We start from the raw sequence: 22928 nt of genomic DNA on the forward strand, positions 1-22928 counted from the left end.
CAAAATCCTATCCACAGTTCACGCATCCTTACTCTAGGAGCTTAATTCCTATTTTCTATTTTAGATTTCTTTAAGGTTTTTATTATATTCTGTAGGACTCTACAAATTATAAACGTTATAAAAGTTGTAGAGCAAAAACGTTCGTAAAAAAGGAGACTCTTATGAAAAAACTACTATTCTTTCTCTCTTGTGGTTGGATATTTCTTACTTTATCAGGATGTTCTTCAGCTATAGGAGCGGAAACTAGCACTGAAACAGATTCGAATAACACTTTGGTTGTATACTCGCCTAACCCTGAAGATCTTATCGAAGAAACAATCCCAGCCTTCGAAGAAAAATATGGCATCAAGGTTGACTTAGTCCAAGCTAGTACTGGTGAATTATTCAAGAAAGCAGAAGCTGAGAAAGAAGCTCCCGTAGCCGATGTCATTTTCGGAGGTTCCTACGCACTCTTCTCTTCTAACGAAAAACTCTTTGAGCCCTATATCTCCCAAGAAAACGACCAAATTATCCCTGAATATCAGAATAAAACAGGATTCTACACTCCATACACTCTTGATGTCAGTGTTCTAATTGTCAATTCAGCTTTAACTAAAGATATTAAAATTGAAGGCTATAATGATTTACTTAATCCTAAATTAAAAGGAAAAATTGCTACTGCTGATCCAAGTAATTCTTCTAGTGCCTTTGCTCAATTAACAAACATGCTTGTGGATCAAGGTGGCTATGAAAATGAGCAAGCTTGGACATATGTGAAAAATCTATTTAGCTTAGTAGACGGGAAAATTGCTTCTAGTTCTTCAAATGTCTACAAATCTGTCGCTGACGGAGAAATGGCTGTAGGACTTACCTATGAAGATCCTGCATTGAAACTCTTAAACGATGGCGTTGATGTAAAAGTCATTTATCCAAAAGAAGGAACCGTCTTTTTACCTGGTAACGCAGCTATTATCAAAAATGCCAAACACATGGAAAATGCTAAAAAATTTATCGATTTCCTTCTTTCTCAAGACATTCAGGATAAACTAGGAACTGAAACAACCATCAGACCCATTCGAAAAAATGCTAAAACCAATAAAAATATGAAATCAATGACAGAAATCAATATCGCTACTGAAGATTCAGATTATGTCATCCAAAATAAATCAGCTATTCTTAAAAAGTACAATGATATTTTTACAGATATCCAATCTAAAAAATAAAATTTGACTTTTCAATTATTAACTGTCGAACCCTACTATAAAATCAAAAAGATTACTTCCGTTTTTGTAGAGAATTTTACTCTAATAGAATAGAATTATTAGTTTTAAAAACGCTTACATTGTTTTAAAATAAACTTAAATAACATAACGGAGGTATCCATCATGAAAAAGAAATGGATGTATTATGCTGCTTGCGGACTAGCTCTTTTTGGTCTTGCTGCTTGTTCTTCTAATGAATCTGCCGATGACAGTTCATCTGATAAAGGAGACGGCGGTTCGCTAGTCGTTTATTCACCAAACTCAGAGGGCTTAATTGGAGCAACTATTCCTGCCTTTGAAGAAAAATATGGTATCAAAGTAGAACTGATTCAAGCTGGTACTGGAGAACTTTTCAAAAAACTAGAGTCAGAAAAAGAAGCTCCTGTCGCCGATGTCATCTTTGGTGGTTCTTATACACAATATGCTACCCACGGAGAACTCTTTGAAAACTATACTTCAAAAGAAAATGATAATGTTATCAAAGAATATCAAAACACAACTGGCTACTCTACTCCTTATACGCTAGATGGTAGTGTTTTAATCATCAACCCTGATTTAACTAAAGGCATGAACATTGAAGGATATAGTGACCTCCTCAAACCTGAACTAAAAGGAAAAATCGCAACTGCTGACCCAGCAAACTCTTCTAGCGCCTTTGCTCAATTAACAAATATGCTCCAAGCTCAAGGTGGCTACAAAGATGATAAAGCTTGGTCTTATGTAAAAGATCTCTTCACACTTATTGACGGTAAAATCGGTTCAAGCTCATCTGGTGTCTATAAAGCAGTAGCTGATGGAGAAATGGCTGTTGGTCTCTCTTATGAAGATCCAGCGGTTAAACTCTTAAATGATGGAGCTAACATCAAGGTAGTCTATCCAAAAGAAGGAACTGTTTTCTTACCAGCGAGTGCTGCTATCGTTAAAAAAGCTAAAAACATGGAAAATGCTAAGAAATTTATCGATTTTATTATCTCTCAAGAAGTACAAGATACCCTTGGTACAACCACTACTAACCGTCCTGTTCGTAAAAATGCTAAAACAAGCGAAAATATGAAACCAATTGACAAAATCAAAACACTCACTGAAGATTATGATTATGTTATCAAGAATAAATCAGATATCGTTAAGAAATACAACGAAGTCTTTACAGATATCCAATCTAAACAGTAAAAGAGGTTCACTATGAGTGAGATCAAAATTATTAACGCAAAAAAAATCTACCACGACGTCCCTGTTATTGAAAACTTGAATGTTACTATTCCCAAAGGAAGTCTCTTTACTCTCTTGGGACCTTCAGGTTGTGGGAAAACGACTCTTCTTCGTATGATTGCGGGTTTTAACAGTATCGAAGGTGGAGAATTTTACTTCGATGATACAAAAATCAATAATATGGAACCCAGCAAACGCAATATTGGAATGGTTTTCCAAAACTACGCTATTTTTCCACATTTGACTGTTCGAGATAATGTTGCTTTTGGTCTCAAGCAAAAGAAAGTTCCCAAAGAAGAATTGATCCAACAGACCAATAAGTATCTTGAACTCATGCAAATTGCTCAATATGCGGATCGAAAGCCAGATAAACTCAGTGGTGGACAACAACAACGTGTCGCCTTGGCACGCGCCTTAGCTGTTAATCCAAGTGTTCTCCTCATGGACGAGCCACTTAGTAATCTGGATGCCAAACTGCGCTTGGATATGCGTCAAGCCATTCGAGAAATTCAACACGAAGTGGGAATTACAACTGTTTATGTGACCCACGACCAAGAAGAAGCTATGGCTATTTCAGACCAAATTGCTGTTATGAAAGATGGGGTTATCCAACAAATCGGCCGACCAAAAGAACTCTATCATAAACCAGCTAATGAATTTGTTGCAACATTTATTGGTAGAACAAATATAATCCCTGCTCGTCTAGAAAAACAAGCTGACGGAGCTTACATAGTCTTTGAAGACGGCTATTCTCTTCGTATGCCAACTCTTGATCAAGTTGACGAGCAAAACATCCGTGTTAGCATTCGTCCTGAAGAATTTATCCGTGATGAAAATGGTCCAATCAATGGAACAATCACCGACAGTGTTTACCTTGGTCTTAACACTGAATACTTCATTGAAACTGGATTTGCTCCAAAACTTCAAGTAAGTGAAGAATCAACATTCGAAGAAGATTTAGAAAAAGGAGATTGTGTTCGTTTGAGAATCAATACTCAAAAACTCAATGTCTTCTCTGAAGACGGTTCGCGCAATCTCATAAAAGGAGTCAGCCATGGAACGTAAAAAACTAAATATTTGGACAGCCTCCTCTTTCTTCATCTTTCTTTCCTACCTTGTATTTCTCGTTTATCCTATCGTTACTGTTCTCAAGCAGGCACTCATACATGAAGGACAATTCTCACTAGCTAATTTTGTTACTTTCTTTAGTAAAGCATATTACTCTGAGACACTTGTCAACAGTTTCAAGGTTTCCATTACCGCTACTGTCACTTCCTTAGTTGTAGGAACCTTATTAGCTTATCTCTTCTCTATGTATGACTTCAAGGGGAAGAAATTTCTACAAATATTGATTATCATTGCTTCCATGTCAGCTCCTTTCGTGGGAGCCTACTCCTGGATTCTCTTGCTGGGACGAAATGGGGTTATCACTAAATTTCTGACAAATTCCCTTCATCTTCCAGCTATCGATATTTATGGATTCAAAGGAATTGTACTTGTCTTTACACTGCAACTATTCCCACTGGTATTTCTATACGTTGCTGGGACAATGAAAAGTATTGACAATTCTCTACTTGAAGCCGCTGAAAGCATGGGGTCCTTCGGATTTAAACGTATCGTAACGGTTGTTTTACCTCTCCTAGTTCCAACCTTACTAGCTGCTGCCTTGCTTGTATTTATGAGAGCATTCTCAGACTTTGGAACGCCTATGTTGATTGGTGAAGGATATAGGACTTTCCCTGTCCTGATTTATACCCAATTTATTAGCGAGGTTGGAGGAAATTCTGCTTTTGCATCTGCTTTAGCAATTATGGCGATTATCATTGCCTTAGCAATTTTCCTTATCCAAAAATACATTTCAAATCGCTACAGTTTCAGCATGAATTCGCTCCATCCAATCCAACCTAAAAAAACTACAAAAGGAAAAATGGCTGCTATTTATGCAACAGTCTACGGAATTATCTTGTTCTCTGTTCTACCTCAAGTCTACTTGATTTATACTTCTTTCCTAAAAACATCAGGTATGGTATTTGTCAAAGGCTATTCTCTAAACAGTTACAAGGTAGCTTTCAATCGCATGGGGTCTGCTATTTTCAATACCATTCGTATCCCTTTGATTGCCTTAGTTCTAGTTGTCCTATTTGCAACATTTATCTCCTACCTAGCCGTTAGAAAACGAAATTTGTTTACAAACTTAATTGACAGCCTCAGTATGGTACCTTATATCGTACCAGGAACTGTTCTCGGTATTGCATTTATCTCTTCTTTCAATACAGGAATCTTCGGAAGTGGCTTCCTTATGATTACAGGAACAGCCTTTATCCTAATCATGTCCTTATCTGTTAGAAGACTCCCATATACTATTCGATCTTCAGTAGCTAGCTTGCAACAGATTTCTCCGTTCATTGAAGAAGCTGCAGAAAGTTTAGGAAGTAGTCGTCTTAATACCTTTACTAAAATCACCACCCCAATGATGCTTTCAGGTATCATCTCAGGTGCAATCTTATCATGGGTAACAATGATTTCAGAACTTTCTACTTCAATTCTCTTATACAATGTTAAGACTAGAACAATGACTGTAGCTATCTACACTGAAGTACTTCGTGGAAATTATGGTGTGGCAGCTGCTTTGTCAACTATCCTCACTGTCTTGACAGTTACTTCATTATTACTATTTATGAAAATTTCTAAAAACAATAGCATTACCCTCTAGTTTTCCTCTATCAAAAACAGCCGAAAGGATATCCCTTGGCTGTTTTTTCTTATTTTGATATGGTTATCAAATCTCTAGTTTATAGCAAGCCGTTCTATTTTGACTGAATAGAGATTTCTCCCATCTTCTCACGCCCTAGTTCTCGGTAACTACGGTCACCAACGACATCGACTGTAAACTGACCGTTCTCGTATTCTAGAACGGTCACACTACCATTATCTAGACCATGCGGATGCATGCCATTGATGAGATAAACCATCGTACCAATGGTCATCCCGTGACTCACAACCAGGGCATTGCCACCACCTTGTTCTTCCATTTCTTTGGCAATCGTTTCGAAACCTTCTCTGATACGACCACTGAGTTTTTCCCAACCTTCAGCCCAACCAGCAGTATCAACCTCTACCAAACCTTCTGCTAGCTCCGCATAGGATAACTGATGAACATGATCCACCTTGAAAACACGAGGAATGACCCCCATAAAGAGGTCTCCATCATAGGCCCCATCAAAACTACCAAAGCACCACTCACGGATTCGCTTATCCATGCGGTAAGGGATTTTCCCTTGTAAGCCCAGTTCTTCTAGGATAATTCCCATGGTCTGAATGGTACGCCCTGAATCACTGGAATAAGCTCGGTCAAACTGCAAACCAGACTCTCTCAAGCCAATTCCCAACTCATGAATTCCCAACTCACCTTCTGCAGTTAGAGGCGTATCACTCCATCCTTGAGCACGTCCAATCGTGTTAAACATGGTTTTCCCATGACGGACTAAGTACAATCTTACTTTAGACATTTTCTATCCTCCATTTTCTTCTATTATATCATGGATCAAAGAAATATTTGGCTTTCAAAAGCAAAGCTCCTTCTCCTAATTTTACCACAAGAAAAGCTACCCTCACGGTAGCTTCCCTAGGAGATTATTATGAAAAAGTTTAGGATTTCTATTAAATAAAGTTAGGAGGTCTTTATTTAATGATTATAGTATACACAGTCATCCTTAAACCCAACTTAAATCCTCTCTCTTTTTTATTAATTTTTAAAACTATGGATTGGAGCTGGAATTTGGCCACCACGAGAGATGAAATCAACAGACGATGCTCCGTTGACCTTCATAACTGGAGCTGTTCCTAGCAAACCACCGAACTCAATCATATCGCCTTCTTTGCCCTTTGGAATAATACGGACAGCCGTTGTTTTCATGTTAATAACACCGATTGCCGCCTCATCCGCAATCATAGCCGCAATGGTTTCAGCAGGCGTATCTTCCGGAATGGCAATCATATCCAGCCCAACAGAACAGATAGCCGTCATGGCCTCTAGTTTTTCTAAATTCAGAGAGCCATTTTGCACCGCAGCAATCATACCCTCGTCTTCAGAGACAGGGATAAAAGCACCTGACAAGCCACCGACTTGGTTACAAGCCATCACTCCGCCCTTCTTAACTTGGTCATTCAAAAGAGCAAGGGCAGCCGTCGTCCCATGCGTTCCTACTGTTTCTAGACCCATTTCCTCCAGTACTCGAGCCACAGAATCACCAACTGCCGGAGTTGGTGCCAAACTTAGGTCTACGATCCCAAAGTCGACTCCAAGCCGTTCACTTGCCATTTGACCAACTAACTGACCAATACGAGTAATCTTAAAGGCTGTTTTCTTGACCGTCTCAGCTACTACATCAAAGCTCTGTCCACGAACTTTCTCCAAGGCGCGCTTGACGACACCAGGGCCTGAAACTCCAACATTGATGATGACATCTGCTTCACCGACACCATGGAAGGCCCCCGCCATAAAAGGATTGTCCTCAACAGCATTAGCAAATACGACCAGCTTGGCTGCACCCATATCTGATAGCGCAGCTGTTTCCTTGACGATACGTCCCATATCAGCAATCGCAGTCATGTTGATACCTGACTTAGTTGAGCCAATGTTAACAGACGAACAAACCTTGTCTGTCTCAGCTAGAGCGCGTGGGATAGAATTGATGAGAATTTCATCTCCTTTTTGGTAGCCTTTTTGTACCAAAGCTGAGAATCCACCAATAAAGTCAACACCAATCTCCTTGGCAGCCTTGTCAAGTGCCTTTGCCAAAACAAGATAGTCTGTCGCATCAGTCGCAGCTCCAATCAAGGAAATTGGAGTCACCGATACCCGTTTATTAACAATAGGAATCCCAAGTTCTGCAGCAATTTCGTCTCCTACAGCCACTAAATTTGCAGCTTTAGTGGTGATTTTTTGGTAAATCTTTTCAGCAGCACGATTGATATCTGGATCAATACAGTCCAAAAGGGAAATCCCCATGGTGATGGTTCTGATATCGAAATTCTGCTCCTCAATCATGGCAATGGTTTCAGTAACTTGTCTAATATCCATGATGACCTCCTAGATATTGTACATGGCATCAAAAATCGCTGCACTCTGGATATTGATTTTGACATTCAAGGTCTGTCCGAAAGTTTCAAACTCATTTCGAAGAGTTGTAAAATCCTGCTTTTCATCACTAGATACGACTGCCATCATGGTAAAATACTCATCCAGTACTGTTTGAGAAATATCATCAATATTCAAACCCAATTCTGCAATTTTAGTAGACACGCCTGCAACAATACCAGCCTTGTCCTTGCCAACCACTGTAATAATAGCCTTCATTTTTAGACTCCCATTCTACGATTATTTGAAAACCTGAACGTTTTTGATTTTCTTTTTCCTTAGTATAGCATATTTCCGAAAAAAATACTAAAAAACGCCTGCTTACGAAGTTGTTCTTAAACAAAAAAACAATTTCGTAAACAAGCGTCTACCCTATCAAATGATGATGAGTGTTCCCGCTAGGACCGAAGTCCCAGCGGTAGACCAGAGCTAGACTAAGAGCACAAGACTCCATCATCATAACACTCAACAAAATTGATGATTTTATACTAATTCGATGATCGCCATTGGCGCAGCATCCCCACGACGTGGTTCAGTTTTAAGGATACGAGTGTATCCACCGTTACGTTCAGCATAACGAGGTGCGATTTCTGAGAACAATTTTTGAAGTGCTGTAGTAGAAGTGTACTTATCAGTTGCTTCATCATAGTTTTCAGATGCGATTTCATTACGTACGAAAGCAGCTGCTTGACGACGTGCATGCAAATCACCACGTTTACCTAGAGTAATCATTTTTTCAACAGTTTTACGGATTTCTTTAGCACGAGCTTCAGTTGTCACGATTGATTCGTTGATCAAAAGGTCAGTTGTCAAATCGCGAAGCATTGCTTTACGTTGTGAGCTAGTGCGTCCTAGTTTACGGTAAGCCATATATTCCTCCTTTATTTATCTTTTAATCCAAGACCCAAGTCAATGAGTTTGAGTTTCACTTCTTCCAAACTCTTGCGTCCAAGATTTCGTACTTTCATCATCTCTGCTTCAGATTTTTCTGTCAAATCATGCACAGTATTGATACCGGCACGTTTCAAACAGTTGTATGAACGCACAGACAAGTCCAGTTCCTCAATCGTACGATCCAAAACACGGTCGTCCGATTCAGTATCAGCTTCTTTCATCACTTCTGCAGATTTAGCAATCTCTGTAAGATTTGTAAACAAATCAAGATGTTCTGTCAAGATACGTGCTGAAAGCCCTAAAGCATCTTCTGGAATAATTGTTCCATTTGTCAAGATTTCAAGGGTTAATTTGTCAAAACCATCGTTACTACCTACACGAGCAGGTTCAACTTGATAGTTGACTTTTGTAACTGGTGTATAAATAGAATCTACAGCAAGTGTTCCAACTGGCGCATTATCTTTTTTGTTTTCATCAGCAGGCACATATCCACGACCACTGTTAACAGTCATTGTCGCCTTCAGAGAAGAACCTTCACCGATTGTAAAGAGATAATGATCTGGATTTACAATCTCAATATCACTGTCAGTCAAAATATCTCCAGCTGTAATTTCAGCAGGACCTTCAACGTCAAGCTCAATGATTTTTTCGTCTTCAACGTATGATTTCACTGCAATTCCTTTAATGTTCAGAATGATTTGCATCACGTCTTCACGAACACCTGGAACTGTGTCAAACTCATGTAACACACCATCAATGTTGATAGATGTCACAGCTGCCCCTGGTAGAGAAGCTAGTAGTACACGACGAAGAGAGTTACCAAGAGTTGTACCGTAGCCACGTTCAAGTGGTTCGATTACAAACTTGCCATAATCTTTATTTTCATCAATTTTTGTTATATTTGGTTTTTCAAACTCAATCATTTAGTTACTCCCTCTTAAACGAAAAGCAGTGTAATGCGATGATTATACACGGCGACGTTTTGGAGGACGAGCACCATTGTGTGGCACTGGAGTCACATCACGAATTGCTGTTACTTCAAGACCAGCGGCAGCAAGCGCACGAATAGCTGACTCACGACCAGAACCTGGACCTTTTACAGTAACTTCAACTGATTTAAGACCGTGTTCTTGTGCAGATTTAGCAGCAGCTTCAGAAGCCATTTGAGCAGCGAATGGTGTAGATTTACGAGAACCTTTGAAACCAAGAGCACCAGCTGATGACCAAGCAATTGCATTACCATGCACATCAGTAATCATAACAATAGTGTTATTAAATGTAGCGTGAATATGAGCAATACCAGATTCGATATTCTTTTTCACACGACGTTTACGTGTTGGTTTAGCCAAGACTTTTACCTCCTATATTATTTTTTCTTACCAGCAATCGCAACAGCTTTACCTTTACGAGTGCGAGCGTTGTTTTTAGTGTTTTGTCCACGGACAGGAAGTCCACGACGGTGACGAATACCACGGTAAGAACCGATTTCCATCAAACGTTTGATGTTCAAGTTTACTTCACGACGAAGGTCACCTTCAACTTTGATTGCATCCACTTCACGACGGATAGCATCTTCTTGATCTGATGTAAGGTCACGTACACGAACATCTTCTGAGATTCCAGCAGCAGCCAAAATTTTCTTAGATGTTGCAAGTCCGATACCATAAACGTAAGTCAATGAGATTACTACGCGTTTGTCATTTGGAATGTCAACTCCAGCAATACGAGCCATGTTTTCTCCTTTCTATCTTATCCTTGACGTTGTTTGTGTTTTGGATTTGCTGGGCAAATTACCATAACACGACCATTACGACGAATTACTTTACAGTATTCGCAAATTGGTTTGACCGATGGTCTTACTTTCATTTCTTATCCCTCCAAGTTTTTCGATTATTTAAAGCGGTAAGTGATACGTCCACGTGTCAAGTCATATGGACTCATCTCGACAGTAACACGATCTCCCGCTAAAATACGAATATAGTTTTTACGAATTTTACCAGAAACTGTTGCTAAAATCTGATGTCCATTTTCAAGTTCAACCGTAAACATTGCGTTCGGCATTGTATCGACTACTTTGCCTTCAACTTCAATCACATCGTCTTTTGCCACGCAAAAGCACCTCCATAAATTTCGATTCGATGCCTCAAGACACAGAGGCAACAATTATAAGTCAGACTATTTTAGTATAACATTTGTCGCAATTTTTTGCAAGTACGAAAAACGCTTTATTTCAAATTTGTCAATACTTTTTCGATGTCTTTGAACACATCATTGATATCTTGATTTCCTTCGATATCATGAACTAAACCTTTGGCACGGTAGTAAGCAATGATTGGTTCACCTTGTGCAATATTCACATCCAAACGACGCTTAACTGTCTCAGGTTTATCATCTTCACGTTGGTAGTAATCCTCTTCTTTGTAGTCAACTGGTGGGTTGAAAACTTTGTGGAAGGTTTCACCTGTTTCGCGGTGAATGATACGGCCACTCAAACGTTCCAAGAGACAATCTGGGTTCACTTCGATGTTGATCACACCTTCCAGTTCGATACCGAGTTCCGCCAACGTTTTATCCAAGGCATGAGCTTGTTCAATCGTACGTGGGTAACCATCCAACAAGAAACCTGTTTCCTTAATGTCGTCCTGTGAAAGGCGTTCTTTAACAATTCCATTTGTAACTTCATCTGGAACCAACTCACCTTTGTCAATATATGACTTCGCAAGTACACCCATTTCAGTTTGATTTGCCATAGCAGCACGGAACATATCTCCAGTTGAAATGTGTGCCACGTGGAATTGCTCCACAATTTTAGCTGCTTGCGTTCCCTTACCTGCTCCAGGTAAGCCCATAATCAAAAGATTCATGATAGGATCTCCTTATTTTGTATTTAAATAGAAGCAGAAATCTCATTCAACCCCTATTTAAAAACAAAATAGAAGAGGGGAGACGAAAATCTCTCTGATAGATAGACCTTCATACTCCACTCTCTAAGCAAAAGTAATCTTGCTTTTATTCTGTTTTGTCCATGAAACCAACATACTTACGTTTCAATAGGTAACCTTCTAGCTGTTTGATTCCTTCAATACCGGTTGAGATAATGATCAAAAGACTAGTTCCCCCAAAAGCAACAGCTTCTGAAAGACCAAAGACATCTTTTGCCACAATCGGCAAGATTGAAATCACACCAAGGAAGATTGATCCGACAGTCGCAAGGCGACGAAGAAGTTTCGACATGAACTCTTCAGTACCCTTACCAGGACGGACACCATGAATGTAGGCTCCACTCTTTTGCAAGTTTTCTGCTGCTTTCTCTGGATTGATCTGTACAAATGTATAGAAGAATGTAAAGAGAATGATGAGCAAGGCATACATGGCAACACCTGTCGGAGATGTTGTAGATAACATTTCCTGTGCTGTCCGTACCCATGCCCAATCGTGACCTGTAGCACTCAAAAACTGAAGAATGGCTGCAGGTGCTGCTGTAATGGAACTTGCAAAGATAACTGGGATAACCCCCGCCGGGTTCACCTTCAATGGAAGGTATGAACTTGATGGGGCTCCTTGAGCAACTTTTGTATATTGGATTGGAATTTTATATTCTGCCTGTTGAACATAGGTTGTGAAGTATACAATCAACAAGACAGCGATAATCAAAATAACGACAAAGATAATAGATGAAGTCAAACGGCTACTTGGAATATTGACGAAGTAGTCAACATAGATGCCTTTAATCATCTCAGGAATTGAAGCGACAATACCTGCAAAGATGATCATGGAAACACCGTTTCCGTATCCCTTATCTGTAATTTGTTCCCCGAGCCAAGTTACAATCATACTACCTGCTGTGAGGATAATACCAATGGTAACAAAAACCTGTGGAGTTAAGGCTGTCGTTAATAATTTTGCTCCAGATAGAGTATTAAACCCTGCTGTGATCCCGATAGATTGAACAAATGCAAGCACAAGTGCAATATAACGAGTAGCCTGGTTTAGTTTTCTCCGTCCTACTTCCCCTTGTTTGCCCCATTCTACAAACTTCGGTAAAATATCCATTTGTAGCAATTGAACAACGATTGAAGCAGTGATATACGGACTTACCCCGAGTGCGAAAACGGAGAAGTTCTTCATGGCATTCCCTGAAACAAGACTAAGCATGTTCAAAAAAGATAAACCACTAAGAGCTTCCAAACTTTTTGCATTCACACCTGGAACTGTTATACTTGTCCCAATACGGAAAACAAGAACGATAAAAATCGTAAAGAGAATTTTTGATCGAACTTGTTTAACCTTGAGCGCTTCTTTTAGTAATTTAAAAAACATGGGTCACCTCTCTTAGATGACTTCTACAGAACCACCTTTAGCAGTGATAGCTTCCTCAGCTGATTTAGAGAATTTAGCTGCTTTCACAGTCAATTTCTTAGTCAACTCACCGTTACCAAGAATTTTAACTCCTGATTTTTCAGCTTTCACAATTCCTGCTTCGATAAGCACAACTGGAGTTACTTCTGCACCGTCTTCAAAGACGTTCAATTGGTCAAGGTTTACAATTGCGTATTCTTTAGCGTTGATGTTAGTGAATCCACGTTTTGGCATACGACGGAACAATGGAGTTTGTCCGCCTTCAAAACCAAGGCGAACTCCGCCACCGCTACGAGCTTTTTGACCTTTTTGACCGCGTCCAGATGTTTTACCATTACCAGATGAAGTACCACGACCAACACGGTTACGTACTTTACGAGAACCTTCTGCAGGTTTCAATTCATGAAGTTTCATTATTGTTTTCTCCTCTTTTGTAAAATGCTAGCGCCGATAAGAGAGAAAAGGTTGTCTCCCTTATCAACTCGCCTATACATTCGTCATCTTAGATGACTATATCTAGTTTTAGGGGATGAGTATTTCCACATCCCCTAAAGATTCATTAGTTTACTTCTTCAACTGTTACCAAGTGAGATACTGCAGTGATCATACCACGGATAGCAGCGTTGTCTTCTTTGATAACAGAGCTGTTCAATTTGCCAAGTCCAAGTGCTACAACAGTTTTACGTTGTGATGGAATGCGTCCGATTGGAGACTTAGTCAAAGTAATTTTAATTTGAGCCATTTTATCCCCTTTCTTATGCCAAATCAGAAACTGAGATACCACGAAGGGCAGCAACTTCTTCAGCGCGTTTCAATTGTTTCAAACCTTCAACAGTTGCGCGAACAATGTTGATTGGAGTGTTAGAGCCAAGTGATTTAGACGTAATATCTGCCACACCTGCCAATTCCACAACGGCACGAACTGCACCACCAGCGGCAACTCCAGAACCTTCTACAGCAGGTTTCAACAATACTTTAGCTCCACCGAATTCTGAAAGAACTTCGTGAGGAATTGTTGTTCCAACCATAGGTACTTCAATCAAGTTTTTCTTAGCATCATCTACTGCTTTACGGATTGCTTCTGGAACTTCTTGAGCTTTACCAGTACCAAATCCTACGCGACCATTGCGGTCACCAACAACAACAAGAGCTGCGAAACGAAGACGACGTCCACCTTTAACAACTTTTGTAACACGGTTGACAGCAACTACGCGTTCTTCAAATTCAACTGCATTGTCTTTAAATGCCATTTTCTAGTGTCCTCCTATTAGAATTTCAATCCGTTTTCACGAGCTGCATCAGCCAAAGCTTTCACACGTCCGTGATATAGATATCCACCGCGGTCGAACACCACTTCTGAAATACCTTTAGCGTTTGCACGTTCTGCAACGAGTTTACCGACAGCAACGGCTTGTTCAGTTTTAGTTCCTTTTGAAACTTCTTTGTCAAGAGTTGAAGCACTTGCGAGCGTTACACCCGCTACGTCATCAATCACTTGAGCGTAGATGCCTGTATTAGAACGGAATACGTTCAAACGTGGGCGATCAGCAGTTCCAGAGAGTTTTCCGCGAACGCGACGGTGACGTTTTTGACGGAGTTTGTTTTTATCTGGTTTAGAAATCACAGTTTTCACCTCTTTAGTTTTAAATCGCGTGCTATGCACAAAGTTGGAAAATAGGTTGGTGGTTGAAAATCAACCACTCAACATTATTTACCTGTTTTACCTTCTTTAAGACGAACGTACTCTCCAACGTAACGAATACCTTTACCTTTGTAAGGTTCTGGTGAACGAAGGCTACGTACGTAAGCAGCTGTTTGACCAACCACTTCTTTTGAAATTCCGCTAACAACGATTGTTGTTGGGTTTGGAAGTTCAAAAGTAATCCCTTCTGGAGCTTCAACTTCATCTGGATGAGATTTACCAACAGCCAAAACAAGTTTTGATCCTTGAAGTTGTGCACGGTAACCAACCCCACGCATTTCAAGTTCTTTCTTGAATCCTTCTGATACACCAATTACCATGTTGTTCAAAAGGGCACGAGTAGTTCCGTGGATAGTTTTCATTTCTTTTGAATCGTTTGGACGGTGAAGAGTTACTTCAGTACCTTCCACGCGAATTTCAATATCTTTTGAGAACTTACGAGTAAGTTCTCCTTTAGGTCCTTTTACAGTTACTACGTTGTCATTGTTAGTGACTTCAACACCAGCAGGCAACACGATAACTTTATTACCAATACGTGACATGTTTATTTTCTCCTGTTAAATTGTCAGGCCTAAATGGCCAGTTTTCACGGGGTTAAAGATACTCATTGAGTTCAATAGCTAAATTGAACTCGCTCTAAGAACTGTGCAAAATAAATAAGTTGGCTTGTTTGTAAACAAACTTCTCCGACTTCCTAATTTTGCTTTATTCTTTACGAGCTTTGTATCTGATTTGAGTTCGAGCTAAGAATTTGGTGAAAAAGATAAGTTTGTCTTAGAGCATCGCTCCTGCTACAAACTTTCTATTTTCACAGCATTCTTTTAACGCTCTCACATCATCAATTACCAAACGTAAGCGATAACTTCCCCACCAACATTCTTTTGGCGTGCTTCTTTATCAGTAAGCAAACCTTCAGAAGTTGAAAGGATAGCAATTCCAAGTCCGTTAAGTACTTTTGGAAGATCTTCACGTTTTTTGTAGACACGAAGTCCTGGTTTAGAAACGCGTTTCAAGTTAGTGATAACTTTTTCACCGTTTGGTCCGTATTTAAGGAATACACGGATGATGCCTTGTTTGTCATCTTCGATGATTTCAACGTTTTTTACAAAACCTTCGCGTTTAAGGATTTCAGCAATCCCTTTTTTGATGTTTGATGCAGGTACTTCAAGTACTTCGTGTTTCGCTTGGTTAGCGTTACGAATACGAGTTAGGAAGTCTGCGATTGGGTCAGTCATAACCATTTTGTTTTTCTCCTCTTACTAGTAGTTTGCAAGTTGCACTTGCTAGTTAACACATGATACAAAGAGCGTAACAGCAAGAGCAAAAATAGGCAATTTGATGCAGGAGCGATGCTCCAAAGCAAATTGGTCTTTTTTGCCAAAGCTGTAGCTCGTGTTCAAATTGGCAAGCCCAACTGAACCCGGGCTAAACTCTGCGTGAAAAAGATAAACTTTCCTAGAAACTTCAGTTTCTTCGTCAAGTTTCCTATTTTCACCTGGAGTTTTGACGCCCTTGATATCTTAAATTACCAAGATGCTTTTGTTACACCAGGAATTTGTCCTTTGTAAGCTAATTCACGGAAGCAAACACGGCAAAGTTTAAATTTGCGGTAAACTGAATGTGGACGACCACATTTTTCACAACGAGTATAAGCTTGGGTAGAGAACTTCGCTGGACGTTTGTTCTTAGCAATCATTGATTTTTTAGCCATTAGATTTACCTCCTATATTATTTTGCAAAAGGCATTCCAAGGCCTGTAAGCAATGCACGTGACTCTTCGTCAGTGTTAGCAGTTGTTACGATAACGATGTCAAGACCACGAGTTTTGTCAACGTCATCAAAGTTGATTTCTGGGAAAATCAATTGTTCTTTCACACCAAGAGTGTAGTTTCCGCGTCCATCAAATGATTTTGTTGGAACACCATGGAAGTCACGCACACGTGGAAGTGAAACTGAAACCAATTTATCCAAGAATTCATACATACGTTCACCACGAAGGGTAACTTTTGCACCGATCGCTACACCTTCACGAAGACGGAAGCCGGCGATTGATTTTTTAGCTTTAGTGATAAGTGGTTTTTGACCTGAGATAAGTGCCAATTCTTCAGCAGCTTTTTCAAGGCTTTTAGCGTTTGATACAGCTTCACCAACACCCATGTTCAAAACGATCTTATCTACTTTAGGTACAGCCATCACTGATGAGTAGTTAAATTGTTCTGTCAAAGCAGGAACTACTTCATTAAGATATTTTTCTTTTAAACGATTTGCCATTATACTTCTCCTTTCCTTCGTGATTAATCAAGCACTTCGCCTGATTTTTTGTTGTAGCGAACTTTTTTACCGTCTACAAATTTGTAACCAACACGACCAGCTACACCATTTTTGTCCAATACTTGAACGTTTGATACGTGAATAGCTGCTTCTTTCTCGATGATACCACCTTGAGGAAGCTCGTTAGTTGGACGTTGGTGTTTCTTAACGATGTTAACACCTTCAACGATAACTTTGTTTACTTTTGGAAGGGCAGTAAGGACAACAGCTTCTGTTCCCTTATCTTTACCAGCGATTACGCGAACTTTGTCGCCTTTTTTTACAAACATTAGGTTTCTCCTTGATTTTTCTTACGCCCACAAGGGCACCCTAGCTTGAAGCTAGGGGACTAGTTTGTTTCTAAAAATTAAAGTACTTCTGGAGCAAGTGACACGATCTTCATGAAGCCACCTTCACGTAATTCACGTGCAACCGGGCCAAAGATACGTGTTCCGCGAGGAGTTTTGTCATCACGGATGATAACAGCTGCATTTTCGTCAAACTTGATGTATGAACCATCAGCGCGACGAGCACCTGATTTAGTACGAACGATAACAGCTTTTACAACGTCACCTTTTTTAACCGCACCACCAGGAGTAGCTTGTTTTACAGATGCCACAATGACATCACCAATGTTCGCAAATTTACGTTTAGAACCACCAAGAACTTTGATAGTCAAGATTTCGCGTGCACCGCTGTTGTCTGCGACTTTCAAACGAGTTTCTGTTTGAATCATTTCAGTTTTCTCCTTTCAGGCTTGATTAGATGATAACCGCTTCTTCAACAACTTCTACAAGACGGAAACGTTTTGTAGCTGAAAGCGGGCGAGTTTCCATGATACGTACGATATCGCCTTCTTTGGCAACATTGTTTTCATCATGTGCTTTGTATTTCTTAGAGTAGTTAATACGTTTACCATAGACTGGGTGGTTACGTTTTGTTTCAACTACAACTGTGATTGTCTTGTCCATTTTGTCAGATACAACACGTCCAACAAGAACTTTACGATTATTGCGTTCCATTGAAATTTCTCCTTCCCTAGTCTATTATTTCGCTTCAGATTGAACTGTTTTGATACGAGCGATTTGTTTTTTAACTTCTTTTAAGCGAGCTGTTTGTTCCAATTGACCAGTAGCAGCTTGGAAACGAAGTTCAAACAATTCTTTTTTCAATTCGTTTTCGCGCTTCGCGAGTTCTTCTTGAGAAAGACCACGAAGTTCTTTAACAAATTCTTTTACTTCATTAAGTTTCATGCCTTCTCCTTATTCTGCTTCACGTTTTACGAATTTAGTTTTAACTGGCAATTTGTGGCTAGCAAGACGAAGCGCTTCACGTGCAATCTCTTCAGATACACCAGCGATTTCGAACATCACTTTACCGCGTTTAACTGGTGCAACCCAACCTTCAGGTGCCCCTTTACCAGATCCCATACGCACACCGATAGCTTTAGCAGTGTATGATTTATGTGGGAAGATTTTAATCCAAACTTTACCACCACGTTTCATGTAACGAGTCATGGCGATACGAGCAGCTTCGATTTGGCGGTTAGTAATCCAGTGGCTAGTTGTAGCTTGAAGACCGTATTCACCGAATGCTACTTCTTTTCCACCTTTTGCTTCACCGCGCATTTTTCCGCGGAATTCACGACGGTGTTTAACACGTTTAGGTACTAACATTGGTTATTTACCTCCTTTAGTGTTTTTACGAGCTGGAAGAACTTCACCACGGTAGATCCATACTTTAACACCAAGTTTACCGTATGTAGTATCCGCTTCTTCCCAAGCGTAATCGATATCTGCGCGAAGTGTGTGGAGCGGAACAGTTCCTTCTGAGTATCCTTCAGCACGGGCAATATCTGCACCGTTCAAACGACCTGATACTTGAGTTTTGATTCCTTTAGCTCCTGCACGCATTGCGCGTTGGATTGCTTGTTTTTGTGCACGACGGAAAGCAACACGTTGCTCCAATTGACGAGCAATGCCTTCACCTACAAGGTGAGCATCCAAATCAGGTTGTTTGATTTCGATGATGTTGATGTGTACTTGTTTTCCAGTCAATTTGTTAAGTTTTGCACGGAGTGCATCAACGTTAGCGCCACCTTTACCGATAACCATACCTGGTTTAGCAGTGTGAAGTGAAACGTTAACTTTGTTCACTGCGCGTTCGATTTCGATAGTTGAAACTGCTGCGTCAGCAAGTTCTTTTTGAACGAATTTACGGATTGCAAGATCTTCATGAAGGTAATCCGCGTATTCTTTTTCAGCATACCATTTGGCATCCCAATCACGGATGATGCCGACACGCATACCAATTGGATGTACTTTTTGACCCACGATGTTACCTCCTTATTTTTCTGCAACAGCTACAGTGATGTGAGCTGTACGTTTGTTGATTGGTGAAGCTGAACCTTTCGCACGTGGACGGAAACGTTTCATAGTTGGTCCTTCGTTTGCGAATGCTTCAGATACTACCAAGTTAGCTTTATCCAAACCAAAGTTGTTTTCAGCGTTAGCTACAGCTGAATTCAAAACTTTCAAGATGATTTCAGCAGCTTTGTTTGGAGTGAATGTCAAGATTGCAATAGCGTCGGCTACGCTTTTACCACGAATATTGTCAAGAACAAGACGTGATTTACGAGGTGAAACACGTACTGTACGAGCCATTGCTTTAGCTGAAGTAATTTCTGCCATTTATGTTCTCCTTATTTTCTACGTGTTTTCTTGTCGTCTGCAGCGTGACCTTTGTAAGTGCGAGTTGGTGCGAATTCACCAAGTTTGTGACCTACCATGTCTTCTTGGATGTAAACAGGTACGTGTTTACGTCCGTCATAAACTGCAATAGTGTAACCAATGAAACTTGGGAAGATCGTTGAACGACGTGACCAAGTTTTGATAACTTTTTTCTTTTCGTCGTTAGCTTGAGCTTCAACTTTTTTCATCAAATGCTCATCGACGAAAGGTCCTTTTTTAAGACTGCGTCCCATTTTTATGTTTTCTCCTTTAAATATTGTACCACAGCGGCTTGCGCTCACATGGAGCGCTACCGAGCTGGCGGATTTCCTAGTTGCTTAAGCGACTAGTTTACTATTATTTCTCGTTGCGACGACGAACGATAAGTTTGTCAGATTTCGCTTTCTTGTTACGAGTTTTAAGACCAAGAGCAGGTTTGCCCCATGGAGTAGATGGTGCTTTACGACCAACTGGTGCTTTACCTTCACCACCACCGTGTGGGTGATCGTTAGGGTTCATTACAGAACCACGAACTGTTGGGCGGATACCTTTCCAACGACTACGTCCTGCTTTACCAAGGTTTACAAGTCCATGTTGTTCGTTTCCAACAACACCAACTGTAGCACGACAAGTTCCAAGAATCATACGAACTTCGCCAGATTGAAGACGAACAAGAACGTATTTACCTTCTTGACCCAATACTTGAGCAGAAGCTCCAGCTGCACGGACCAATTCTCCACCACGGCCTGGTTTCAACTCGATGTTGTGGATCAAAGTACCAACTGGGATGTTAGCAAGTGGAAGAGCGTTTCCGACTTTGATATCTGCTTCAGGACCTGAAACGATACGTTGACCAACTTCAAGACCTTTTGGAGCGATGATGTATGCTTTCACACCGTCAGTGTAGTGTACAAGAGCGATGTTTGCAGAACGGTTTGGATCGTACTCGATTGTTTTAACAACTGCTTCAACGTTGTCTTTGTTACGTTTGAAGTCAACTAAACGGTAGAAACGTTTGTGCCCACCACCTTGGTGACGAACAGTGATACGACCGTTGTTGTTACGACCAGCCTTGTTCTTCAAAGCAACAAGCAATGATTTTTCAGGAGTGCTTGTTGTGATTTCAGCGAAATCCAAAGAAGTCATATTACGGCGACCGTTTGTTGTTGGTTTATAAACACGAATTCCCACGATATTTCCTCCTTAGATTATTCAGCTTCAGCAGCAAACAACTCGATTGCTTTTGAATCAGCTGTAAGAGTGATGATAGCTTTTTTAGTTTTGTTAGTAAAACCAGTGTAACGTCCAACACGTTTAGCTTTTGGTTTTACGTTGATTGTGTTAACATTTGCAACTTTAACACCTTCAAAAGCAGCTTCAACAGCTTGCTTGATCAAAAGTTTGTGTGCACGAGTGTCAACTTCAAATACATACTTTCCTGCTTCAAGTTGAGCCATTGAGCTTTCAGTGATAACAGGTTTTTTGATAACATCATACAAATTCATTATGCAAGAACCTCCTCGATTTTAGAGATAGCTGCTTGAGTAACAAGAAGTTTGTCACTATTTGCGATGTCAAGAACACTTGCAGTTGTAGCAGTCGCAACTTTCACGTTTGGAAGGTTACGAGCTGAAAGAGCTGCGAATTCGTTTCCTTCTTCAAGAATAACAAGGACTTTAGAATCGATGCTCAAAGCTGCAAGAACTTTTGCAAATTCAGCAGTTTTTGGAGCTGTAAATTCAAGAGAATCAACGGCTACAAATTTGTTTTCAGCAACTTTTTCTGAGTAAACAGATTTAAGCGCAAGGCGACGAACTTTTTGAGGAAGTTTGTACGCATAGCTACGTGGAGTTGGTCCGAAGACAGTTCCACCACCACGCCATTGCGGAGAGCGGATAGAACCTTGACGAGCACGTCCAGTTCCTTTTTGACGCCATGGTTTGCGTCCGCCACCTGAAACAGCTGAGCGGTTTTTAACCGCGTGAGTTCCTTGACGAAGGCTAGCACGTTGGCTGATGATCACATCAAACACAACAGATTGGTTTGGTTCAATACCAAAGATTGCATCGTTAAGAACAACTTCGCCAGCTTGTTTACCAGTTTGGTCGAATAATGTTACATTTGCCATTTTGACTGTATTCCCCTTTCCTTATTATTTACCAGCTTTAACTGCTGACTTGATAGTGATAAGAGATTTCTTAGCACCTGGTACGTTACCTTTGATAAGGATAACGTTCTTTTCTGGAACAACTTGTACAACTTCAAGGTTTTGAATTGTTACGCGATCGCCACCCATACGTCCTGCAAGGTTTTTACCTTTGAACACGCGGTTAGGTGCAACAGGTCCCATAGAACCTGGACGACGGTGGTAACGAGAACCGTGAGCCATTGGTCCACGTGATTGTCCATGGCGTTTGATAACACCTTGGAAACCTTTACCTTTAGAAGTACCAGTTACGTCAACAACGTCTCCAGCTGCGAATGTTTCAACTGTGATTTCAGCACCAACTTCCAAGCCTTCAACGTTTTTGAATTCACGAATGAAGCGCTTAGGAGCCGTGTTAGCTTTCGCTACATGTCCTTTAGCAGGTTTGTTGCTCAATACTTCGCGTTTGTCATCAAAACCAACTTGAATAGCGTTGTATCCGTCTGTTTCTACAGTTTTAACTTGAAGAACAACGTTTGGAGTTGCTTCAATAACTGTTACAGGGATCAATTCGCCAGCTTCGGTGAAGATTTGAGTCATTCCCACTTTTTTCCCTAAGATTCCTTTTGTCATGAGAAAATAGTTCCTTTTCTATATTTTTTATTCAAAAAGTTTTTAACGAGCGTTTTTCATGCTCAAGTCTAAGATGCAAAGGGCGTCAAACTCAAAGCGAAAATAGGAAACTGACGCAGTGCCTAACAGACACTAGGAAGTTTGTCTTTTTCACACCGAGTTTAGCCCGTGTTCAATTAAATTGATACACTAGCTTCTGCTCTTTTATATTTTAGATTAAAGTTTGATTTCTACGTTTACACCACTTGGAAGATCCAATTTCATCAAAGCATCAACTGTTTTTTGAGTTGGGTTGATGATATCGATCAAACGTTTGTGTGTACGCATTTCAAATTGTTCGCGAGAGTCTTTGTATTTGTGAGTCGCACGAATGATTGTGTAGAGGCTACGTTCAGTTGGAAGTGGGATTGGACCTGCAACTTGTGCACCTGTACGAGTAGCTGATTCTACGATTTTTGCAGCCGCTGTGTCAAGCGTACGGTGTTCGTAAGCTTTCAAACGGATACGGATTTTTTTGTTTGCCATCTTTTTCTCCTTTTCGTCTATTTAAGATAATAGGCTAGCT

Annotated in this window: 36 protein-coding genes; 4 read left to right on the top strand and 32 right to left on the bottom strand. The window is 40.3% G+C overall.

Translation table 11 applies throughout. The annotated features are described in order from the left end of the window. Nucleotides 1-161 precede the first annotated feature (161 nt). The 4 genes from ACXYSL_RS03615 (at nucleotide 162) to ACXYSL_RS03630 (ending at nucleotide 5163) form a co-directional block, all read left to right on the top strand. Nucleotides 162-1202, top strand: coding sequence for an ABC transporter substrate-binding protein (locus tag ACXYSL_RS03615; protein WP_096421613.1), 1041 nt, complete (start codon nucleotides 162-164; stop codon nucleotides 1200-1202). A 162-nt stretch (nucleotides 1203-1364) separates the two neighbouring features. After that, nucleotides 1365-2411, top strand: a complete 1047-nt coding sequence (locus ACXYSL_RS03620) for an ABC transporter substrate-binding protein (protein ID WP_007520793.1) — start codon at nucleotides 1365-1367, stop codon at nucleotides 2409-2411. Between the two features lie 12 nt (nucleotides 2412-2423). Beyond that, complete coding sequence (locus ACXYSL_RS03625) at nucleotides 2424-3515, top strand: ABC transporter ATP-binding protein (RefSeq protein ID WP_007520794.1); 1092 nt, start codon at nucleotides 2424-2426, stop codon at nucleotides 3513-3515. Then, on the top strand, nucleotides 3505-5163 hold the full coding sequence (locus ACXYSL_RS03630; protein WP_458623999.1) for an ABC transporter permease: 1659 nt from the start codon (nucleotides 3505-3507) through the stop codon (nucleotides 5161-5163). The genes ACXYSL_RS03625 and ACXYSL_RS03630 overlap by 11 nt, the downstream gene beginning before the upstream one ends. A gap of 94 nt (nucleotides 5164-5257) precedes the next feature. On the opposite strand, the gene ACXYSL_RS03635 is transcribed toward ACXYSL_RS03630, so the two are convergent. The 32 genes from ACXYSL_RS03635 to rpsJ all read right to left on the bottom strand — a co-directional run bounded on the left by ACXYSL_RS03635 (nucleotide 5258) and on the right by rpsJ (nucleotide 22888). After that, a complete protein-coding gene (locus ACXYSL_RS03635; RefSeq protein ID WP_096421609.1) occupies nucleotides 5258-5959 on the bottom strand; it encodes a histidine phosphatase family protein in 702 nt (233 codons plus the stop codon). A 236-nt stretch (nucleotides 5960-6195) separates the two neighbouring features. Beyond that, on the bottom strand, nucleotides 6196-7533 hold the full coding sequence (locus ACXYSL_RS03640) for a PFL family protein (protein WP_096421607.1): 1338 nt from the start codon (nucleotides 7531-7533) through the stop codon (nucleotides 6196-6198). Between the two features lie 9 nt (nucleotides 7534-7542). Then, nucleotides 7543-7809 carry an ACT domain-containing protein gene (locus tag ACXYSL_RS03645; protein WP_045617779.1) on the bottom strand — a complete coding sequence of 89 codons (267 nt, stop codon included), beginning with the start codon at nucleotides 7807-7809 and terminating at the stop codon, nucleotides 7543-7545. Between the two features lie 264 nt (nucleotides 7810-8073). Beyond that, a complete protein-coding gene (gene rplQ, locus ACXYSL_RS03650; protein ID WP_000331493.1) occupies nucleotides 8074-8460 on the bottom strand; it encodes a 50S ribosomal protein L17 in 387 nt (128 codons plus the stop codon). Between the two features lie 11 nt (nucleotides 8461-8471). Beyond that, the gene (locus tag ACXYSL_RS03655) at nucleotides 8472-9407 is read right to left on the bottom strand and encodes a DNA-directed RNA polymerase subunit alpha (RefSeq protein WP_268720031.1); all 936 of its coding nucleotides are present in this window, start codon (nucleotides 9405-9407) and stop codon (nucleotides 8472-8474) included. 42 nt (nucleotides 9408-9449) lie between these two features. After that, nucleotides 9450-9833: a 30S ribosomal protein S11 gene (gene rpsK / locus ACXYSL_RS03660; RefSeq protein ID WP_001118385.1), complete on the bottom strand. Its 384-nt coding sequence runs from the start codon at nucleotides 9831-9833 to the stop codon at nucleotides 9450-9452. A 17-nt stretch (nucleotides 9834-9850) separates the two neighbouring features. Continuing rightward, nucleotides 9851-10216, bottom strand: a complete 366-nt coding sequence (gene rpsM, locus ACXYSL_RS03665) for a 30S ribosomal protein S13 (RefSeq protein ID WP_000090781.1) — start codon at nucleotides 10214-10216, stop codon at nucleotides 9851-9853. Between the two features lie 17 nt (nucleotides 10217-10233). After that, a complete protein-coding gene (gene rpmJ, locus ACXYSL_RS03670; protein ID WP_001808836.1) occupies nucleotides 10234-10350 on the bottom strand; it encodes a 50S ribosomal protein L36 in 117 nt (38 codons plus the stop codon). A 24-nt stretch (nucleotides 10351-10374) separates the two neighbouring features. Beyond that, nucleotides 10375-10593 carry a translation initiation factor IF-1 gene (gene infA / locus ACXYSL_RS03675; RefSeq protein WP_001029883.1) on the bottom strand — a complete coding sequence of 73 codons (219 nt, stop codon included), beginning with the start codon at nucleotides 10591-10593 and terminating at the stop codon, nucleotides 10375-10377. Nucleotides 10594-10709: 116 nt separating this feature from the next. After that, nucleotides 10710-11348, bottom strand: a complete 639-nt coding sequence (locus ACXYSL_RS03680) for an adenylate kinase (protein WP_458624000.1) — start codon at nucleotides 11346-11348, stop codon at nucleotides 10710-10712. A gap of 145 nt (nucleotides 11349-11493) precedes the next feature. Continuing rightward, nucleotides 11494-12804 (bottom strand): preprotein translocase subunit SecY, encoded by a 1311-nt coding sequence (secY, locus tag ACXYSL_RS03685; protein WP_458624001.1) that lies wholly within the window; start codon nucleotides 12802-12804, stop codon nucleotides 11494-11496. A gap of 12 nt (nucleotides 12805-12816) precedes the next feature. Then, a complete protein-coding gene (gene rplO, locus ACXYSL_RS03690; RefSeq protein WP_000766094.1) occupies nucleotides 12817-13257 on the bottom strand; it encodes a 50S ribosomal protein L15 in 441 nt (146 codons plus the stop codon). 145 nt (nucleotides 13258-13402) lie between these two features. Further along, the gene (rpmD, locus tag ACXYSL_RS03695) at nucleotides 13403-13585 is read right to left on the bottom strand and encodes a 50S ribosomal protein L30 (protein ID WP_000057241.1); all 183 of its coding nucleotides are present in this window, start codon (nucleotides 13583-13585) and stop codon (nucleotides 13403-13405) included. A gap of 13 nt (nucleotides 13586-13598) precedes the next feature. Beyond that, nucleotides 13599-14093 carry a 30S ribosomal protein S5 gene (rpsE, locus tag ACXYSL_RS03700; protein WP_000874197.1) on the bottom strand — a complete coding sequence of 165 codons (495 nt, stop codon included), beginning with the start codon at nucleotides 14091-14093 and terminating at the stop codon, nucleotides 13599-13601. A gap of 17 nt (nucleotides 14094-14110) precedes the next feature. Continuing rightward, the gene (gene rplR / locus ACXYSL_RS03705; RefSeq protein ID WP_000624044.1) at nucleotides 14111-14467 is read right to left on the bottom strand and encodes a 50S ribosomal protein L18; all 357 of its coding nucleotides are present in this window, start codon (nucleotides 14465-14467) and stop codon (nucleotides 14111-14113) included. An 83-nt stretch (nucleotides 14468-14550) separates the two neighbouring features. Beyond that, on the bottom strand, nucleotides 14551-15087 hold the full coding sequence (rplF, locus tag ACXYSL_RS03710; RefSeq protein WP_000086642.1) for a 50S ribosomal protein L6: 537 nt from the start codon (nucleotides 15085-15087) through the stop codon (nucleotides 14551-14553). A gap of 300 nt (nucleotides 15088-15387) precedes the next feature. Beyond that, nucleotides 15388-15786: a 30S ribosomal protein S8 gene (gene rpsH / locus ACXYSL_RS03715; RefSeq protein WP_000245504.1), complete on the bottom strand. Its 399-nt coding sequence runs from the start codon at nucleotides 15784-15786 to the stop codon at nucleotides 15388-15390. Nucleotides 15787-16070: 284 nt separating this feature from the next. After that, nucleotides 16071-16256 (bottom strand): type Z 30S ribosomal protein S14, encoded by a 186-nt coding sequence (locus ACXYSL_RS03720; RefSeq protein ID WP_001085697.1) that lies wholly within the window; start codon nucleotides 16254-16256, stop codon nucleotides 16071-16073. Nucleotides 16257-16273: 17 nt separating this feature from the next. Then, nucleotides 16274-16816 (bottom strand): 50S ribosomal protein L5, encoded by a 543-nt coding sequence (gene rplE, locus ACXYSL_RS03725; RefSeq protein ID WP_000013542.1) that lies wholly within the window; start codon nucleotides 16814-16816, stop codon nucleotides 16274-16276. Between the two features lie 23 nt (nucleotides 16817-16839). Then, nucleotides 16840-17145 (bottom strand): 50S ribosomal protein L24, encoded by a 306-nt coding sequence (gene rplX, locus ACXYSL_RS03730; protein WP_000497691.1) that lies wholly within the window; start codon nucleotides 17143-17145, stop codon nucleotides 16840-16842. Between the two features lie 77 nt (nucleotides 17146-17222). After that, complete coding sequence (gene rplN, locus ACXYSL_RS03735; protein ID WP_000616547.1) at nucleotides 17223-17591, bottom strand: 50S ribosomal protein L14; 369 nt, start codon at nucleotides 17589-17591, stop codon at nucleotides 17223-17225. 25 nt (nucleotides 17592-17616) lie between these two features. Then, complete coding sequence (gene rpsQ, locus ACXYSL_RS03740; RefSeq protein ID WP_000440801.1) at nucleotides 17617-17877, bottom strand: 30S ribosomal protein S17; 261 nt, start codon at nucleotides 17875-17877, stop codon at nucleotides 17617-17619. A 24-nt stretch (nucleotides 17878-17901) separates the two neighbouring features. Beyond that, a complete protein-coding gene (gene rpmC, locus ACXYSL_RS03745) occupies nucleotides 17902-18108 on the bottom strand; it encodes a 50S ribosomal protein L29 (RefSeq protein ID WP_000772918.1) in 207 nt (68 codons plus the stop codon). Nucleotides 18109-18117: 9 nt separating this feature from the next. Beyond that, nucleotides 18118-18531, bottom strand: a complete 414-nt coding sequence (rplP, locus tag ACXYSL_RS03750) for a 50S ribosomal protein L16 (RefSeq protein ID WP_000960947.1) — start codon at nucleotides 18529-18531, stop codon at nucleotides 18118-18120. Between the two features lie 3 nt (nucleotides 18532-18534). Beyond that, nucleotides 18535-19188 (bottom strand): 30S ribosomal protein S3, encoded by a 654-nt coding sequence (rpsC, locus tag ACXYSL_RS03755; protein ID WP_000529936.1) that lies wholly within the window; start codon nucleotides 19186-19188, stop codon nucleotides 18535-18537. Nucleotides 19189-19200: 12 nt separating this feature from the next. Continuing rightward, on the bottom strand, nucleotides 19201-19545 hold the full coding sequence (gene rplV, locus ACXYSL_RS03760; RefSeq protein WP_000818137.1) for a 50S ribosomal protein L22: 345 nt from the start codon (nucleotides 19543-19545) through the stop codon (nucleotides 19201-19203). Nucleotides 19546-19556: 11 nt separating this feature from the next. Beyond that, the gene (gene rpsS, locus ACXYSL_RS03765) at nucleotides 19557-19838 is read right to left on the bottom strand and encodes a 30S ribosomal protein S19 (RefSeq protein ID WP_000533766.1); all 282 of its coding nucleotides are present in this window, start codon (nucleotides 19836-19838) and stop codon (nucleotides 19557-19559) included. Between the two features lie 103 nt (nucleotides 19839-19941). Next, nucleotides 19942-20775 carry a 50S ribosomal protein L2 gene (rplB, locus tag ACXYSL_RS03770; protein WP_000512905.1) on the bottom strand — a complete coding sequence of 278 codons (834 nt, stop codon included), beginning with the start codon at nucleotides 20773-20775 and terminating at the stop codon, nucleotides 19942-19944. A gap of 17 nt (nucleotides 20776-20792) precedes the next feature. Next, complete coding sequence (locus ACXYSL_RS03775) at nucleotides 20793-21089, bottom strand: 50S ribosomal protein L23 (RefSeq protein WP_001055347.1); 297 nt, start codon at nucleotides 21087-21089, stop codon at nucleotides 20793-20795. Then, nucleotides 21089-21712, bottom strand: coding sequence for a 50S ribosomal protein L4 (gene rplD, locus ACXYSL_RS03780; protein ID WP_000024550.1), 624 nt, complete (start codon nucleotides 21710-21712; stop codon nucleotides 21089-21091). The genes ACXYSL_RS03775 and rplD overlap by 1 nt, the downstream gene beginning before the upstream one ends. Nucleotides 21713-21736: 24 nt before the next feature. Continuing rightward, a complete protein-coding gene (gene rplC / locus ACXYSL_RS03785; RefSeq protein ID WP_000160197.1) occupies nucleotides 21737-22363 on the bottom strand; it encodes a 50S ribosomal protein L3 in 627 nt (208 codons plus the stop codon). 216 nt (nucleotides 22364-22579) lie between these two features. Beyond that, nucleotides 22580-22888, bottom strand: coding sequence for a 30S ribosomal protein S10 (gene rpsJ / locus ACXYSL_RS03790; protein WP_003009585.1), 309 nt, complete (start codon nucleotides 22886-22888; stop codon nucleotides 22580-22582). Nucleotides 22889-22928: the final 40 nt, after the last annotated feature.

The sequence above is a fragment of the Streptococcus sp. V913 genome, from assembly GCF_054353455.1.

Coding starts and splice junctions, on each gene's coding strand:
- rplC (WP_000160197.1), bottom strand. CDS start 22,363: ATGACAAAAGGAATCTTAGGGAAAAAAGTGGGAATGACTCAAATCTTC.
- ACXYSL_RS03630 (WP_458623999.1), top strand. CDS start 3,505: ATGGAACGTAAAAAACTAAATATTTGGACAGCCTCCTCTTTCTTCATC.
- rplO (WP_000766094.1), bottom strand. CDS start 13,257: ATGAAACTTCATGAATTGAAACCTGCAGAAGGTTCTCGTAAAGTACGT.
- rplV (WP_000818137.1), bottom strand. CDS start 19,545: ATGGCAGAAATTACTTCAGCTAAAGCAATGGCTCGTACAGTACGTGTT.
- ACXYSL_RS03775 (WP_001055347.1), bottom strand. CDS start 21,089: ATGAATTTGTATGATGTTATCAAAAAACCTGTTATCACTGAAAGCTCA.
- rpsQ (WP_000440801.1), bottom strand. CDS start 17,877: ATGGAACGCAATAATCGTAAAGTTCTTGTTGGACGTGTTGTATCTGAC.
- rpsS (WP_000533766.1), bottom strand. CDS start 19,838: ATGGGACGCAGTCTTAAAAAAGGACCTTTCGTCGATGAGCATTTGATG.
- ACXYSL_RS03720 (WP_001085697.1), bottom strand. CDS start 16,256: ATGGCTAAAAAATCAATGATTGCTAAGAACAAACGTCCAGCGAAGTTC.
- rpsE (WP_000874197.1), bottom strand. CDS start 14,093: ATGGCATTTAAAGACAATGCAGTTGAATTTGAAGAACGCGTAGTTGCT.
- ACXYSL_RS03640 (WP_096421607.1), bottom strand. CDS start 7,533: ATGGATATTAGACAAGTTACTGAAACCATTGCCATGATTGAGGAGCAG.
- rplQ (WP_000331493.1), bottom strand. CDS start 8,460: ATGGCTTACCGTAAACTAGGACGCACTAGCTCACAACGTAAAGCAATG.
- rplF (WP_000086642.1), bottom strand. CDS start 15,087: ATGTCACGTATTGGTAATAAAGTTATCGTGTTGCCTGCTGGTGTTGAA.
- rplP (WP_000960947.1), bottom strand. CDS start 18,531: ATGTTAGTACCTAAACGTGTTAAACACCGTCGTGAATTCCGCGGAAAA.
- secY (WP_458624001.1), bottom strand. CDS start 12,804: ATGTTTTTTAAATTACTAAAAGAAGCGCTCAAGGTTAAACAAGTTCGA.
- ACXYSL_RS03645 (WP_045617779.1), bottom strand. CDS start 7,809: ATGAAGGCTATTATTACAGTGGTTGGCAAGGACAAGGCTGGTATTGTT.
- rpmJ (WP_001808836.1), bottom strand. CDS start 10,350: ATGAAAGTAAGACCATCGGTCAAACCAATTTGCGAATACTGTAAAGTA.
- rpmC (WP_000772918.1), bottom strand. CDS start 18,108: ATGAAACTTAATGAAGTAAAAGAATTTGTTAAAGAACTTCGTGGTCTT.
- ACXYSL_RS03635 (WP_096421609.1), bottom strand. CDS start 5,959: ATGTCTAAAGTAAGATTGTACTTAGTCCGTCATGGGAAAACCATGTTT.
- rplD (WP_000024550.1), bottom strand. CDS start 21,712: ATGGCAAATGTAACATTATTCGACCAAACTGGTAAACAAGCTGGCGAA.
- rpsH (WP_000245504.1), bottom strand. CDS start 15,786: ATGGTTATGACTGACCCAATCGCAGACTTCCTAACTCGTATTCGTAAC.
- rpmD (WP_000057241.1), bottom strand. CDS start 13,585: ATGGCTCAAATTAAAATTACTTTGACTAAGTCTCCAATCGGACGCATT.
- rpsM (WP_000090781.1), bottom strand. CDS start 10,216: ATGGCTCGTATTGCTGGAGTTGACATTCCAAATGACAAACGCGTAGTA.
- rplN (WP_000616547.1), bottom strand. CDS start 17,591: ATGATTCAAACAGAAACTCGTTTGAAAGTCGCAGACAACAGCGGTGCA.
- rpsJ (WP_003009585.1), bottom strand. CDS start 22,888: ATGGCAAACAAAAAAATCCGTATCCGTTTGAAAGCTTACGAACACCGT.
- ACXYSL_RS03680 (WP_458624000.1), bottom strand. CDS start 11,348: ATGAATCTTTTGATTATGGGCTTACCTGGAGCAGGTAAGGGAACGCAA.
- ACXYSL_RS03655 (WP_268720031.1), bottom strand. CDS start 9,407: ATGATTGAGTTTGAAAAACCAAATATAACAAAAATTGATGAAAATAAA.
- rplE (WP_000013542.1), bottom strand. CDS start 16,816: ATGGCAAATCGTTTAAAAGAAAAATATCTTAATGAAGTAGTTCCTGCT.
- ACXYSL_RS03615 (WP_096421613.1), top strand. CDS start 162: ATGAAAAAACTACTATTCTTTCTCTCTTGTGGTTGGATATTTCTTACT.
- ACXYSL_RS03620 (WP_007520793.1), top strand. CDS start 1,365: ATGAAAAAGAAATGGATGTATTATGCTGCTTGCGGACTAGCTCTTTTT.
- rplX (WP_000497691.1), bottom strand. CDS start 17,145: ATGTTTGTAAAAAAAGGCGACAAAGTTCGCGTAATCGCTGGTAAAGAT.
- ACXYSL_RS03625 (WP_007520794.1), top strand. CDS start 2,424: ATGAGTGAGATCAAAATTATTAACGCAAAAAAAATCTACCACGACGTC.